General features: G+C 70.6%; 13 protein-coding genes. 7 read left to right on the top strand and 6 right to left on the bottom strand.

The features are described from left to right. Positions 1-8 precede the first annotated feature (8 nt). Both ACFE7H_RS10500 and ACFE7H_RS10495 read right to left on the bottom strand, forming a co-directional pair. Positions 9-1,169, bottom strand: a complete 1,161-nt coding sequence (locus tag ACFE7H_RS10500; RefSeq protein WP_375401187.1) for an ABC transporter substrate-binding protein — start codon at positions 1,167-1,169, stop codon at positions 9-11. Positions 1,170-1,353: 184 nt separating this feature from the next. Continuing rightward, positions 1,354-1,836 (bottom strand): LuxR C-terminal-related transcriptional regulator, encoded by a 483-nt coding sequence (locus tag ACFE7H_RS10495; RefSeq protein ID WP_375401186.1) that lies wholly within the window; start codon positions 1,834-1,836, stop codon positions 1,354-1,356. Between the two features lie 429 nt (positions 1,837-2,265). On the opposite strand from ACFE7H_RS10495, the gene ACFE7H_RS10490 reads away from it, so the two are divergent. Then, positions 2,266-2,490, top strand: coding sequence for a hypothetical protein (locus ACFE7H_RS10490; RefSeq protein WP_375401185.1), 225 nt, complete (start codon positions 2,266-2,268; stop codon positions 2,488-2,490). Positions 2,491-2,651: 161 nt separating this feature from the next. Continuing rightward, positions 2,652-4,055: a DUF222 domain-containing protein gene (locus ACFE7H_RS10485; protein ID WP_375401184.1), complete on the top strand. Its 1,404-nt coding sequence runs from the start codon at positions 2,652-2,654 to the stop codon at positions 4,053-4,055. Between the two features lie 46 nt (positions 4,056-4,101). Here the strand turns inward: ACFE7H_RS10485 and ACFE7H_RS10480 are convergent, their stop codons facing one another. Then, positions 4,102-4,845 carry a LuxR C-terminal-related transcriptional regulator gene (locus ACFE7H_RS10480; RefSeq protein ID WP_375401183.1) on the bottom strand — a complete coding sequence of 248 codons (744 nt, stop codon included), beginning with the start codon at positions 4,843-4,845 and terminating at the stop codon, positions 4,102-4,104. A gap of 286 nt (positions 4,846-5,131) precedes the next feature. On the opposite strand from ACFE7H_RS10480, the gene ACFE7H_RS10475 reads away from it, so the two are divergent. The 3 genes from ACFE7H_RS10475 (at position 5,132) to ACFE7H_RS10465 (ending at position 10,338) form a co-directional block, all read left to right on the top strand. After that, the gene (locus tag ACFE7H_RS10475; RefSeq protein WP_375401182.1) at positions 5,132-6,226 is read left to right on the top strand and encodes a ScyD/ScyE family protein; all 1,095 of its coding nucleotides are present in this window, start codon (positions 5,132-5,134) and stop codon (positions 6,224-6,226) included. A gap of 157 nt (positions 6,227-6,383) precedes the next feature. Further along, positions 6,384-10,151 carry a DUF4011 domain-containing protein gene (locus ACFE7H_RS10470; protein ID WP_375401181.1) on the top strand — a complete coding sequence of 1,256 codons (3,768 nt, stop codon included), beginning with the start codon at positions 6,384-6,386 and terminating at the stop codon, positions 10,149-10,151. A 28-nt stretch (positions 10,152-10,179) separates the two neighbouring features. Continuing rightward, positions 10,180-10,338 carry a hypothetical protein gene (locus ACFE7H_RS10465; RefSeq protein WP_375401180.1) on the top strand — a complete coding sequence of 53 codons (159 nt, stop codon included), beginning with the start codon at positions 10,180-10,182 and terminating at the stop codon, positions 10,336-10,338. A 38-nt stretch (positions 10,339-10,376) separates the two neighbouring features. Here the strand turns inward: ACFE7H_RS10465 and mscL are convergent, their stop codons facing one another. The 3 genes from mscL to ACFE7H_RS10450 form a co-directional block, all read right to left on the bottom strand. Then, the gene (gene mscL, locus ACFE7H_RS10460) at positions 10,377-10,829 is read right to left on the bottom strand and encodes a large conductance mechanosensitive channel protein MscL (RefSeq protein WP_375401179.1); all 453 of its coding nucleotides are present in this window, start codon (positions 10,827-10,829) and stop codon (positions 10,377-10,379) included. A gap of 122 nt (positions 10,830-10,951) precedes the next feature. Continuing rightward, entirely contained in the window at positions 10,952-11,365 is a 414-nt protein-coding gene (locus tag ACFE7H_RS10455; RefSeq protein WP_375401178.1) for an FmdB family zinc ribbon protein, read from the bottom strand. Between the two features lie 3 nt (positions 11,366-11,368). Continuing rightward, positions 11,369-11,980, bottom strand: coding sequence for a 5-formyltetrahydrofolate cyclo-ligase (locus tag ACFE7H_RS10450; protein ID WP_375401177.1), 612 nt, complete (start codon positions 11,978-11,980; stop codon positions 11,369-11,371). Positions 11,981-12,025: 45 nt separating this feature from the next. Here ACFE7H_RS10450 and galU point away from each other — a divergent pair, with 45 nt between their 5' ends. Together galU and ACFE7H_RS10440 are read left to right on the top strand one after the other, a co-directional pair. Then, complete coding sequence (galU, locus tag ACFE7H_RS10445) at positions 12,026-12,916, top strand: UTP--glucose-1-phosphate uridylyltransferase GalU (protein WP_375401176.1); 891 nt, start codon at positions 12,026-12,028, stop codon at positions 12,914-12,916. A gap of 93 nt (positions 12,917-13,009) precedes the next feature. Next, positions 13,010-13,446, top strand: a 437-nt coding sequence (locus ACFE7H_RS10440) for a GNAT family N-acetyltransferase (protein ID WP_375401305.1), incomplete at its 3' end; no start/stop codon positions are given.

Here is a 13,446-nt window from a genome sequence, read left to right as displayed (position 1 = left end):
GATGCCGATCAGCCGTTGTAGACGACCCACTTGCCACCCTTGAGGATGGTCGGAGTGAGTGTGGGTGAGGCGACTCGACGCGTCGACTGGTCGAAGGTGATCTTTCCGTACACCGTGCTCGGGACGTCCTTGACCTTCTTGAACCCGGCGAGGATGCCCTCGCGGGTGATCCCGCCGGCCTTCGCGGCCGCGACCGCGACGTTCAGCGCGTCGTAGGCGCCGGCCTCGAAGCCGGTGACGTCCGTCTCCTTCGGGTACTTCTTCTTGAAGGCGGACACGAAGGCCTGCACGGTCGGATCCGTGCTCGTCTCCACGAACTCCGCCCCGTTGATGGCCCCCTCGGCGTCTTTCGTCCCGTCGAACGACGGCTCGTCCTGGCCGCCGTAGAAGGTGCCCTTATACCCGATCGCCCGCAACTGGGTGACGATCTTCGCCGCATCCGGCCCGTAGCCGACGTGCACGAAGGCATCGGGCTTGCCTGCGACCGCTTTGGTCAGCGACGGCCGGTAGTCGTCGGAGCTGTCGAGGATCCCCTCGGCGTCGGTGATCTTCAGGCCGATCGCGTCGGCCTCCGCCTTGAAGGCGGCGTACGCGGGGATGCCCCAGTCGGCAGTGTCGAGGTACGTCACGCCGACGGAGTTCACACCCTGCTTCTTGATGTAGTCGGCGGTCCACTTATATGTGGCGCTCGTGGTGATCGACGTCGACCACTGGTATTCGGACCCCTTCGCGGTGAAGTCCGGGTTCGAGTTGTTGAAGCCGTACTGCAGCAGCTTGCCTGCGGTGTAGATCGGCGACGCGGGAATCGAGGCCGCCGACGAGAAGTCGCCGAAGACCAGCGACACGCTCTTGTCGCCGACGAACTTCTGCGCCACCGACACGGACTGCTTCGGGTCGGACTGGGAGTCCTCGTACTTGAGTGCCACGGGGTGCCCGTTGATGCCCCCCTTGGCGTTCACCTCGTCGAGCGCCAGGTCGAACGCCTGCTTGAACTGCTCCCCGTACTGCGCGTACGGGCCGGTCTGCGCCGCGGACACGCCGAAGTACACCGTGCTGTTCTTCGCGGAGCCGCCGGAGGAGGGAGCGTTGCTGCTGGCGCAGGCGGCGAGACTCACGGCCACGAGCGCGGCGGTCGACGCCCATGCTGCTCGTCGAATCGACTTCTTCATGGTGATCCACTTCTCTTGGGTCTTCGGCGGCGCGTGCGGAACGGTGCCGGCTTGTGAGGGCTTGCCCTCGGCACGTCGGTGACGCTATCGGCCCTCGTGAACGCGTCGCGTGGGGGCCGTAACACGGCTTCACAGGCGGTCATAGTTCGCCGCAATCGGCGTGTTCGGGAGCGCTCCGCGGGGACTACGGCCTGCGGAGGAATGCGAGCACGGCCGCGACCCTTCGGTGCAGCGCCGGTTCCGCCGCCAGCCCCAGCTTGGTGAAGATGGCGCTGATGTGCTTCTCGACCGCCGACGTGCTGAGGAACAGCGTGTCGGCGATCCCGGAGTTCGTCCGCCCCGCGGCCATCTGCTCCAGCACCTGCCGTTCTCGCGCGGACAGCTCCTCGAGTGGTGTGGTCCGGCGACGCCGCAGCATCGCGTCCACGACGAGGGGGTCGATGACGCTGCCGCCCGCCAGCGTCGTGCGGACCGCGCGGGCGAGCTCCGCTCGATCCCCGACCCGGTCCTTCAGCAGGTAGGCGAGCCGCTCCGCTCCCGCGTCGAACAGCGCGGTCGCATAGCTCTCGTCCGCGAAGGCGGAGAGCACGACGACGGCGATCTGCGGGTGCTGCCGGCGGACCTGCTGCGCGGCCTCGATCCCGTCGGACGCCGAGCCCGGCCCCATCCTGCAGGTCGAACCGACCGCCGAGGGCCTCGACCCGGTCGCGCAGGCCGCGCAGGCCGCCGGACTCGCTCGCGCCGCCGTTGCCGTCGTCGACGACCGCCACTCGCAGACAGTCCGGCAGTCGCCAGGGGCTGGGTCCCGAGGGGCTGGGCCGCGACGTACAGAGTCCCGACGTGCAGAGTCCCGACTGGCAGGGACGTGGATCGAGCGCTCCGGTTGGGTGCTGATCGGCGTGTGGTTCGTGGTCCTCATCCTCTTCGCGGTCACGAACACCGGCGCCGGCACCCGGACCGACCGCATCGACGGGTCGGGCTGCTGCAATGGTCACCGCTACAGCGAGGCGCCGCTCTGGGCGTTCCAGTACGCGAACGAGACCTTCGGCTACCAGGCGACCTTCGAGTTCGGGATGGCCTGTTCGGCCTGCTCGTCGTGGTCGTCGCGCTGCGCACCGGGCGGCGGTGGGCGTGGGCGGCCTGCTGGTACGTCCCCGTCATGTTCGCAATCCACTCCGTCGTGCTCGGTTCCGGGCTCTTCGACGTGATCACCGGCTCCATCGCCATCCTGGGCCAGCTGCTGATGATCCGGCCCGTCTTCGGCGCCCGGCGAGGGGCGACCGCCCCGCCGTCCGCCGAGAACCTGATGCCGGCCCGGTAGGGGTCGCGGGCGCAGCGCGACGTCCGTGGGCCTGTGGAGAAGCGACTGTGCGGGCGTCTTGTGGAGGAGTCGACGCACCGCTGCGTTGAGTGGGGTTTCGCTGGTCCGGAGGGCTTCTTCGTCTCGGAGGGAGTGTCGGTGGTGGGTGGTTGAGTGCAGGTATGCAGTCAGTCACCGAAACCCGCGAAGCGCTCGACAGCGCACTCACCGCGGTGCTCGCTGCTCCGATGCTGTCTCGGAACGCGACCGATTCGGAAGTCCTCGCTGCGGTGGAGGGGTGGGAGGCGATCGGTCGGGTCGTCGATGCCCGCCGGGTCCGTGCCGCCGCGGAGGTGGAGTGGCGGTCCCGGGTGCAGTTGAGCCCGAATGGTCTCGCCGAGCAGTACGACGCCCGCGATGGCGCGGACCTGGTCTCCACGGTCGCCCGGATCGGGACGAAGGAAGCCAAACGCCGCATCGGCGTCGGGACGGCGCTGCTGCCCCGCCTGGGACTCACCGGCGATGAGCTGCCCGGCCGGTACCCGGTGATGACCGCAGCGGTGAACGCCGGCGAGGTGGGGGTCGAAGCGGCCCGTCTGGTGGTGGAGACCCTGAACTCGGTGCGGAAGCGGACCACGATCGAGAGCCTCGAGATTGCGGAAGCCGAACTGACCGAAGCGGCCGGGATCCTGACTCCGGACCTGCTGTCGGTGCAGACCGCGACGTGGGCGGAGTACTTGGATCCCGATGGGACCGAACCCGCCGACGAAGCACGACGACAGAAGCGTGCCTTCCGGCTCGGACGACTCGGGGTGGACGGGTTGACGTCGTTCACTGGACGCGCGACCCCGGAAGTTGCCGCCCTCCTCCGCGAAGCACTCCAAGCACACCGGCGTGGTGTGCGGATGACGTACCAGCCACCCGGCGGCGAGGACGCCGAAGACCTGGAGTCCACCTGGCGCGAAACCGACGGCGACCAGCGCACCACGACGCAGTACGACTTCGACACCTTCGCCGCCGTCGTGACAGCGGGCGTGCAAGCAGAGCACGACGGGACCGTCGGGACGAAGGCCGTTCACGAGGTCGTCGTCCACGTCACCGCGGACGACCTCGAACACCGTTCTGGTGGTGGCTGGCCGGAGGGGATCCTCGCCCGACTCCCCATCCCGACGGTGGAACGGATCGCCTGCGACGGACGGACACGACTCCTGGTCACCGGGGAGCAGGGCGAACCCCTCCACTTAGCTCTCTCGAACCGCCTGTTCACGCCGGCGCAGAAGAAAGCGCTCGCCGCCCGTGACGGCGGCTGCGCCTGGCCCGGGTGCACCGCACCAGTCGCGTGGACCGACGCGCACCACATCGCCTGGTGGCATCGCGACCAGGGACCCACCGACATCGACAACGGGGTACTGCTCTGCAGCCACCACCATCATCTGATCCACAACACCGACCGGCACGAGATCCGGCTCCACGCGAAGCAGCCACACCTGGTACCGAAAGGCTGGAAGGGACCACCGCTGCCCCGACACCGCATGCAACGACACCCGATCAAGCAACTCCCCGGCGGATCACCACGACGGATGTGACCGGCGGGCGCCCTTCGTCAGGCCGCGAGTCACTGGAAGGTCGCGGTCACCGGAAGGTGGGTGCGCTGCGGACGGAGGCGAAGATCGCGGCCGCCTCGGTGCGCGATCGGGCCCCGAGCTTGGCCCGGATGTGCTCGATGTGCTTCTCGACGGTGCGGGCGTTGATGAACAGCGCGGCGCCGATCTGCCGGTTCGTGCGGCCGTCGCTGAGGAGCGCGAGCACCTCCTGCTCCCGGGTGGTCAACGTGCCGAGCGAGGCGTCCGTCGCGCGCCGGGACGATCGAAGCCGGACGTGATCGACCGCGGGCGCGAGGTGCGGTCGCAGGAGCGCGACGAGGTCCACCTGACGGTCGCCGAAGGAGCCGTGCCAGCGGGTGCAGCCGATCGCTGCGACGAGGCCCATGCCGATCTGCGCCGTCATCGTGAGGCGATGGTCGCCGTCCAGGGTCGGCAGTCGCGCGTGCCAGACGGACACGTCCACGGCGGCACCCGGCGGGACCGGTATCGCGAAGCGGCGGCGCGGCGCGGGCAGTGCCATGGCGGCGGGCACGAAGACGGTGCTCGTGCCGGTACCCGTCTGCGGATCGAGCTCGTTCCAACTGACCGAGTCCGCCGCGACGAGCGGACCGAGTCCGGTCAGGACCCGGGCAGCCAGATCCTGCAGGTCAGCGGCCTCGTGCATCGACGCGACGAGGTCCAGCACCGAGCGCGCCCCGGCCTCGACGTCGGCCTCGGCCTCGACCTCGTGATCGATCCGGTCGCCCGTGGCGGGCGCCACCAGCACGCTCATCGGTTCGTCCTCACGCCGCGGGCGGGGGATCGCGGCGATTCGCAGCGTATTCCCGCACACCCTTCGCCGTCCTCCCTCCCGGGGATGAGGACGACCCTGCTGAGGGAGGAGATCGGTGTGCAGCGGGGAAGACCTGCAGCGGGGAAGACCTGCAATGGAGGAGACCTGAGCGGACAGAGACGTGCAGCGGAGAGATACGTGATCTCCCGTATGGCAGCGGACTCGAACCCGGAGCACCCTGGCACCGCCGGCGTGCTCCGCGCGGCACTCCCCGCGAAAGGCCGCCATGCGCACCCGCTCCCGAATCGTCCTGGCCGCAGCCGCCGGCCTCTCCCTGGCCGTCACGACCGGCGCCGGCGGCGCCTCCGCCTCCGCGCCCTCTTCGGCGCTGCATGGTCTGCGCGTCATCAAGACGCTGTCGAGCTCCTACGCCGGACCCCTGCAGTTCGCGATCCACGGCAGGACGGTGCTCGTGGCGGACAGCTTCACCGCCACGCTGAACCGGATCGGCAGCAGTACGCCGCTCGCCACCGGGCCCGACGCCGGCAGCGGCGGCGACATCGCCGGGGTCGACTTCACGTCTTCGGCCATCGCGTACACGTCGAGCTCCGCCGACCATTCCGTGACGACGCTCACCATCCTGCGGAAGGGCCACAAGACGGTCGTCGCGGACCTCGCCGGCTTCGAGAAGAAGCGCAACCCGGACGGAGCGATCCACTACGGGGTGAGCGACCCCGCCACCGTGACGCAGGCGTGCTCCGACGAGCTGGCGAAGGCCGAGGTTCCCGTCAGCTACTCCGGCCAGGTCGACTCCCACCCGTACGCGGTCGCCGCGCTCGGGAACGGCGCCTGGGCCGTCGCCGACGCCGGCGGCAACGACCTGCTGAAGGTGGACAGCCGCGGGCGCGTCTCGGTGATCAGCGTGCTGCCGGCCCAGCGGGTCACGATCTCCGCGGCCTCCGCCACCGCGAACGGCATACCCGACTGCGGCGGGGTCACCTACGCGTTCGAGTCGGTGCCGACCGACGTGGAGGTCGCCTCCCACGGTGGCCTGTGGGCGACCACGCTGCCGGGCGGTCCGGAAGGACCTGACAGCGGCAACCCGGGCAGCCTGTACCGCATCGACCGGCACGGTCACCCCAGCCGGGTCGCCACCGGGTTCGCCAGCGCCACCAACCTGGCGGTCGACTCCCGAGGGCGCGTCTTCGTCGCCGAGCTGGGCTCCGGCACCATCGCGGTCGTCGGCCACGGCGCGGGGCGCACTGTTGCCACCCTGCCCGGGGTGGTGGGGGTGGAGTGGTCGAGCGGCCACCTGTATGCCTCGACGGCACCGGGTGCGACCGGCGGCGACGGCCCCGGCACGATCGTCGAGCTGGGCTGAGGCCGAGCTGGACTGAGGACGAGCTGAGCTGAGGACGAGTTGGGCCGAGCACGCTCTGGCGCCCTGAGCGGCGTGTCGCCGACCAGGCTCGCGATCGGTGTGCAAGAGCCCGGCGCGTCCCCCCGGTTCGAGGGGCACGGTGCCTAGGGTTGTCACCGTGTGGCGTGCCGAGAATCGCGTGGACGGCGCCGGGTCGGCGGCCGAGCTGCCCGTCTCGGCGCCGATCGACCTGGTTCCGCCCGTCACCTCGCCGCAGGCGTTGAGCTTCGGCGACAACCGCTTCACCCCGGTGAACGTCGCCGCCCCGTCGTGGGAGCGGTGGCGGGACGAGCTGGCGCACCTGGGTGGCCGCTCGCCGCTCATCCACTTCGAGGACTCCATCCGGACCCGGATCGAGCTCTCCACCACCCACCCCGGCGGGCTCGCCCAGTTCATCACCGGCAAGACGACGCAGTTGTCCAACCTGATCCGCGACGACATCGCCTTCCGCACCGCCAGCACGGCCGCCTCCACCCTGACCGCCAAGGCCGTCGAATTGGCTGCCACCCGGGGCATCGACGCGATGCACCTGGCGATCGGCCTGGCGGAGTGGCGGTTCGAGAAGCAGGACCATCGCGGTCCGGTGCTGCTGCGCCCGCTCACCATCCGCCGGATCGGCCGCGACTTCGAGTTGCGGCTGAAGGGCGCGCTGCGCCTGAACCCGGCCCTGGTGCGCGCGATGCGCGAGCAGTACGGCATCGTGCTCGACCCGAAGGCGTTCGTCGCGCTGGCCCTGTCGGCGGGCGCGTTCAAGCCGCAGCCGGTGATCGACCGACTGCGGGAGATCACCGCCCACCTGCAGCGCTTCGACGTGCAGCCGCGGCTGCTCATCTCCTCCTTCGCCGAGCTGGGTCCCGACCTGCTTGTCGACGCGACCGACCTGGACCACCCGGTCATCGACGCGGTCGCCGGCAACCCGACCGCCCGGACGATGCTCGCCGCCGGAGTCGTGCACGCCGACGTGGTCGGGCAGGACGAACGCCCGCCGTCCGGCGACGTGCTGCTGCTCGACGCCGACGCCGAGCAGGAGGACGTCGTCGCGCAGATCGCCGCCGGCAACTCCCTGGTCGTGCAGACCCTGCCGGGAACCGGTGCGACCCAGACGATCGTGAATGCGCTCGGCGCCCTGGTGTCGCAGCACAAGCGAGTGCTCGTCGTCAGCCCTCGGCACGCGACGCTGGCCGGTGTCGCGGGCCGTCTGGCGGATTGCGGGCTGGTCGGCACGGCGGTGTCGGCGCGCACCCTGCGGCGCGACCTGTACCACTCCATCGGCCGCAACGAGAAGGCGACCCCGCCTGATACCGGCGAGGTCGACGAGGCCCTTGTGCGGCTGCGCTCGGTGCTGCTCGACTACCGCTCCGCGCTCGCGCGCCGTCATCCGGTGCTGCGGGTCAGTGTGCTCGACGCGCTCGGCGAACTGTCCCGGCTCGCCCTGCTGCCCGACCCGCCGGCGACGACCGCCAGGCTCTCCTCCCGGGCGACGGAGGCACTCGCGGCGGACCGGGCGCAGATCTCCGCGATGCTGCGTCGCGTCGCGGCGCTCGGCGAGTTCCGGTTCGGGCCCGGCGACTCGCCCTGGTACGGCGCGAACTTCTCCGGCGCCCCCGCGGCGCTGCACGCCCACGCGCTCGCGCAGCGGCTCGCGACGACCGACGTGCCGCGCCTGCTCGACCGCGCCGTGACGCTGGTCGCCGGCACCCGGCTGCGCCCGTTCCAGACCGTCGCCGAGCTCGGCATCTACCTGCGCATGCTGCTCGACATCCGCGAGACGCTGGACAAGTTCGTGCCCGGGGTGTTCGACCGCTCGCTCGGCGAACTGATCGTGGCCACCGGCCCCAGGCGCGAGGCGCGCGAGATGTCCAGCGTCAACCGCCGGCGGCTTCGCCGGCTGGCCCACGAGTACGTGCGGCCCGGCGTGCACGTGGCCGACCTGCACGACTGGCTGGTGCGCATCCAGCAGCAGCGCGTGCTGTACCAGCGCTTCGTCGTCGCGGGCGTCACCCCCGACGTACCGACCGGGATCAGCGACGTCTATGTCGCATACGAGCGCACCGCCGCCGATCTGGCGTCGCTCGATGAGCCCCTCGGCCTGACCAACACGCCGGATTCGCTGCTGCAGGTGGGCGTGGAGCACGTGGTCGACCGCCTGGCGGCGCTCGCGGCCGACAGCGAGGTGCTCGCCAACCTGCAGGATCGCACCGAGCTGATGGTGCAGCTGCGCGACCAGGACCTGGCTCCGCTGCTGGAGGACCTGGCCGCGCGGCACGTGCCGCAGGACCAGGTGGGCGTGGAGCTGGAGCTCGCGTGGTGGAAGAGCGTGCTGGAGCGGATGCTGGCCGAGGACACGGCCCTGCTCGGTGCGAACACGTCTGTGCTCGACCGGCTGGAGGAGGACTTCCGCCTGGTCGACGAGGCGCACGCCGCGTCGAACGCGAAGCGGCTGGCGTGGCAGCTGGCCGACGCCTGGCGGCTCGGCGTCAGCGACTGGGGCCACGAGGCCGACGCGCTGAAGCAGTTGCTGAAGGGCGGCATCGACGACGCTACGACCCTGCACCGTGAGGCGCCGCACCTGATGAAGCTGCTCGCGCCCGTCTGGCTGGCCTCGCCGTACGAGTTGCACACCCTCGGCTCCCACGTGCCCTTCGACGCGGTCTTCGTCGTCGACGCCGGAGCGCTCAGCTTCGCGGAGGGGCTCGGCGCGGTCCGCCGCGCCGCGCAGATCGTCGCGTTCGGCGACCCGGTCACCCAGACGCCGATGCCGTTCGAGATCGCGGTCCGCGAGGCCGAGCCCGATACCGCGGGGGAGACGCAGCGGCGCCTCGACGAGCGGCACGGCGACTCCGTCTTCGCGCGGCTTGCCCAGCTGCTGCCGACCCTGGAGCTGACGCGCAGCTATCGGGCTGGCGGTGAGGATCTGGCCGAACTCGTGAACCGGCGGTTCTACGAGGGGCGCATCGAGAGCGTGCCGTGGGCCGGCACGTTCCTCGGGCACGGCAGCCTGGCGCTCGACTACGTGGACAACGGCCACGGCATGCCCGACGCCGAAACCGGCACGGTGGAGGCGGTGGAGCCGGAGGTGCAGCGCGTGGTCACCCGGGTGCTCGACCACGCGACCAACCGCAGCCGCGAGTCGCTGATGGTCGTCTCCGGCAGCGCCAAGCACGCCATCCGCGTGCAGCAGGCGGTCGTGAAGGCGCTCACCCGGCGCGGCGACCTGAGTGACTTCTTCCAGCGCGAGAACCCCGAGCCGTTCATGGTCGTGACGCTCGGCGAGGCGGTCGGCCACAGCCGCGACCGGGTCATCCTGAGCATCGGCTACGGCCGCACCCCGCACGGGCGCACGCTCTCCAGCCTTGGGCCGCTCGCCAAGCCCGGCGGGGACCGGCTGCTTGCGGCCGCGGTGACGCGAGCCCGGCGGTCATTGGCGATCGTGTCCTGCTTCCGCCCCGACGACCTGGACGCCGAGCGCATGCCGCCGGGGGTGCTGGCGCTTCGGCGGCTGCTCTCCGACGCGGAGGCGCGGGTGGGCGAGGACTCGATCGACGACGACCGAGACGCGATGCTCGTCGACCTGGCGCGCCGGCTGCGCTCGCTCGGGATGAAGGCAGCCCTGGGCTATCACGGCAAGCTCGGCCTGGTCGCCTCGTTCGGGCCCCGCGCGATCACCGTGGAGACCGATCCTGCGCTCGCCGCCGGGACGCTGCGGGGCAGCCTGCGACTGCGGCCGGACATGCTGAAGCGGCTGGGCTGGCACTACCTGCGGGTGCACAGCTTCGATCTGTTCTCAGACCCCGACGCGGTCGCCGCCCGCATCGGCATCGCGCTCGGCGCGCGCGAACCGTCCCCGCTGACGACGACCATCCCGATCATCCCGGTCGCCCCCTGACCGCTTCGGCGTGCGTCAGGATTCGACCATGACCGAGCGCCGGCACCGGCGCGTGCGCACGCCACCGGCTCCCGGCTCCGACCCGCTCCCCGGGGGCGAGCCCGAGCAGTCCGATAGCACCGACTCGAACGACGAGCAGTTGCGACGGGACGTGCCGCCCCACTGGCACGCGGGCGACGAGGATTGATGGCGGCGTGTGACGGCGGCGTGTGACGGCGACCGGTGTCAGGCGGGCGGCTGGCTTCGCAGCGCGTGGTCGCCCTCGGCGCTGGGGGTGGCGGCGAGCAGGTCGCGAATCTGGATGAGCAGCTCGGTCTCGGTCGGCGGGGTGTCGGCCGGCGTCGCGGTGGGTTCGGCTTGCTTGCGCTCGAACGCCCGCTTCAGCAGGTAGTTGACCGGCAGCACGAAGACGAAGTAGACGACTGCGGCGATGATCACGAAGTTGATGACCGCCGCGAGCACCGCCCCGAACTTCAGATCGGCTGTGCCGGCGGTCAGCGGGATGTGGACGACGAACGCCGTGCTCAGGTCCTTCGCGTTGAAGATCGCACCGATCAGCGGCGTGAAGATGTTGGTGACGAGCGAGGTCACGATCGCCGTGAACGCGGCGCCGATGACCACCGCGACGGCCAGGTCGATGACGTTGCCGCGCAGGATGAACTCTCGAAAACCCTTCATGCTGCCTTCCTATCAGGCAGTGCGCGGAGAGGCTGTGCGGGGAGAGGCAGTACGGGGACAGGCGGTGCGGGGAGAGGCGGTGCGGGGAGAGGCGGTGCGGGGATAGGCGGGGCCGCCAGCGATCAGGACGACGTGGTCGTCGATCCCGATCCCGATCCCGATCCCGATCCCGAACTCGCGCCCGCGGTGCTCGGCTTGGCGCTTCCACCCCCGTCGCCGGATCCGCCGGATTTGGAGCCCGTCGCTGCGCCGGAGGACTCGCTCGATTTGCCGGAACCGCCGTCGCCGCCCTTGGACTCCCCGCCCTTGGATTCGCCGCCCTTCGCATCCCCGGCCTTCGACTCCGCCTTGGCGCTCTCGGCGCGGGAGTCGGTGCGATAGAAGCCGCTGCCGTTGAACGTGACGCCCACCGACCCGTACTGCTTGCGCAGGCGGCCGCCGCAATAGGGGCATTCGGTGAGGGAGGCGTCCGTGAACGCCTGCACCGCCTCAACCGATCGCCCGCAGTCGCGGCACGTGTATGCGTAGGTGGGCATGGATCAGATCCTTCGTCGGCGGGCCGTGCGGGTGGCGAACTGCAGCGTGCGGGTCGGGGTGACGACACCGTCCACGCGCTGGTCGTGCCGCTCGCTCGGCACCGAATCGACCACCTCGCTGTCGAACACGACAGCGTAGACGGGCGGGCACCGCTCCATGGATCCCAGGGTCTTGTCGAAGTAGCCGCGGCCCCAGCCGAGGCGCATGCCGGTCCAGTCCACCGAGGCGGCCGGCACCAGGATCAGGTCGACGTCGTTGATCGCGATGGGCCCCAGCATCTCGCCGAGCGGCTCCGGCATGCCGAACAGCCCGATCGTCTCCTGCTCGTCGGGAGTCGCGGCCGTCCAGTCGAGCAGCCCGTCCGCACGGGAGATGGGGAACAGCACGCGCAGCCCCTGCTCGCGCGCCCAGTTGATGAACGGGCGGGTGTCCGGTTCGTCCACGGCCGACAGGTAGCAGGCGACGCTGCGCGCGCCCACCTCGCCGGTGAGCGAGACCAGCCGCTCGGTGAGCCCGGCTGCCGCCCGCGCCCGCTCCGACGCGGTCAGATTGCGGCGCCGCTCCCGCAGCTCGGCCCGCAGCGCACGCTTGGGGTGGCTCTGGTCGACGGCCATGGGCAGCAAGTGTAGGAGGGAGCCTCGACGGATAGCCTTACCGGCATGGCGCACCACATCACCAAGGCGGTTATCCCGGCCGCCGGTCTCGGCACCCGGTTCCTGCCTGCGACCAAGGCCATGCCGAAGGAGATGCTGCCGGTCGTGGACAAGCCGGCCATCCAGTACGTGGTGGAGGAGGCGGTCGCGGCGGGGCTGCACGATGTGCTGATGGTCACCGGGCGCAACAAGTACGCGCTGGAGAACCACTTCGATCGCGTCTACGAGCTGGAGGCGACGCTCGAGCGCAAGGGCGATCACGCGCGACTGCAGAAGGTGCACGAGTCCACGAACATCGCGGACATCCACTACTTCCGGCAGGGCGATCCGCACGGGCTCGGCCACGCCGTGCTGCAGGCGCGCATGCACGTCGGTGAGGAGCCGTTCGCGGTGCTGCTCGGCGACGACCTGATCGACGAGCGCGACCCGCTGCTGCAGCGCATGATCACGGAGCAGGGCAAACGCAACGCGTCCATCGTCGCTCTGCTCGAGGTGGAGCCCGACCAGATCCACCTGTACGGGGCGGCGGAGTTCGAGCCGACCGACGACCCGGACGTGGTGCGCATCACCGGGCTGGTGGAGAAGCCCTCCGTCGAGTCCGCGCCCTCCAACCTGGCGGTCATCGGCCGGTACGTGCTGCGCCCGGAGGTGTTCCAGGTGCTGGAGCATACGGACCCGGGTATGGGTGGCGAGATCCAGCTGACCGACGCCCTGCAGCAGATGACCTCCGCGGAGTGGACCGGCGGCGTCTACGGGCTGATCTTCCGCGGCCGCCGGTACGACACGGGCGACAAGATCGACTACATCAAGGCGATCGTGCAGCTCGCGAGCGAACGCGACGACCTCGGCCCCGAGTTGCGGCCGTGGCTGCGGCAGTTCGTCGCCTCGATGCACTGATCGAACGCCTGCACCCCCGTGTCCGTCCCCATCCCCTCACTCGCCAGCGGCGATGTCGGCATCCGTCCCATCCGGCTGCGTGATGCGCGCGCGATGGAGCGCGAACTGATCGAAGGGCGCGCGTGGATGCGTCAGTGGGAGGCGACCAGCCCCCGCGGCGCGCTCAGCTTCGACACCCGCTCCAGCATCCGTGCGCTGCAGCAGAACGCCCGCAACGGGCAGGGGTTGCCGTTCGTGATCGAGGTCGGCGGCGAGCTGGCCGGGCAGTTGAACGTCACTTCGATCGCCTACGGGTCGCTCTCCAGCGCCACCATCGGGTACTGGATCGCGGAGCGGTTCGCGGGCCGCAACGCGACGCCGGTCGCGGTGGCGCTCGCGACCGACCACTGCTTCACCGCGATCGGACTGCACCGCATGGAGATCTGCATCCGGCCCGAGAACCTGAAGTCGTTGCGGGTGGTCGAGAAGCTCGGCTTCCGCTACGAGGGCCTGAAGCGCCGCTACATCCACATCAACGGCGACTGGCGCGA

Source organism: uncultured Amnibacterium sp. (assembly GCF_964250715.1).
GTDB lineage: Bacteria > Actinomycetota > Actinomycetes > Actinomycetales > Microbacteriaceae > Amnibacterium.
The sequence above is the reverse complement of the archived record's forward strand: the minus strand, read 5'-3'. Positions and strand labels throughout refer to the sequence as shown.

What these genes read in the sequence shown, in the direction of transcription:
- ACFE7H_RS10500 (WP_375401187.1), bottom strand. Translation starts at nt 1,169, where the DNA reads ATGAAGAAGTCGATTCGACGAGCAGCATGGGCGTCGACCGCCGCGCTC.
- ACFE7H_RS10495 (WP_375401186.1), bottom strand. Translation starts at nt 1,836, where the DNA reads ATGGGGCCGGGCTCGGCGTCCGACGGGATCGAGGCCGCGCAGCAGGTC.
- ACFE7H_RS10485 (WP_375401184.1), top strand. Translation starts at nt 2,652, where the DNA reads ATGCAGTCAGTCACCGAAACCCGCGAAGCGCTCGACAGCGCACTCACC.
- ACFE7H_RS10480 (WP_375401183.1), bottom strand. Translation starts at nt 4,845, where the DNA reads ATGAGCGTGCTGGTGGCGCCCGCCACGGGCGACCGGATCGATCACGAG.
- ACFE7H_RS10475 (WP_375401182.1), top strand. Translation starts at nt 5,132, where the DNA reads ATGCGCACCCGCTCCCGAATCGTCCTGGCCGCAGCCGCCGGCCTCTCC.
- ACFE7H_RS10465 (WP_375401180.1), top strand. Translation starts at nt 10,180, where the DNA reads ATGACCGAGCGCCGGCACCGGCGCGTGCGCACGCCACCGGCTCCCGGC.
- mscL (WP_375401179.1), bottom strand. Translation starts at nt 10,829, where the DNA reads ATGAAGGGTTTTCGAGAGTTCATCCTGCGCGGCAACGTCATCGACCTG.
- ACFE7H_RS10455 (WP_375401178.1), bottom strand. Translation starts at nt 11,365, where the DNA reads ATGCCCACCTACGCATACACGTGCCGCGACTGCGGGCGATCGGTTGAG.
- ACFE7H_RS10450 (WP_375401177.1), bottom strand. Translation starts at nt 11,980, where the DNA reads ATGGCCGTCGACCAGAGCCACCCCAAGCGTGCGCTGCGGGCCGAGCTG.
- galU (WP_375401176.1), top strand. Translation starts at nt 12,026, where the DNA reads ATGGCGCACCACATCACCAAGGCGGTTATCCCGGCCGCCGGTCTCGGC.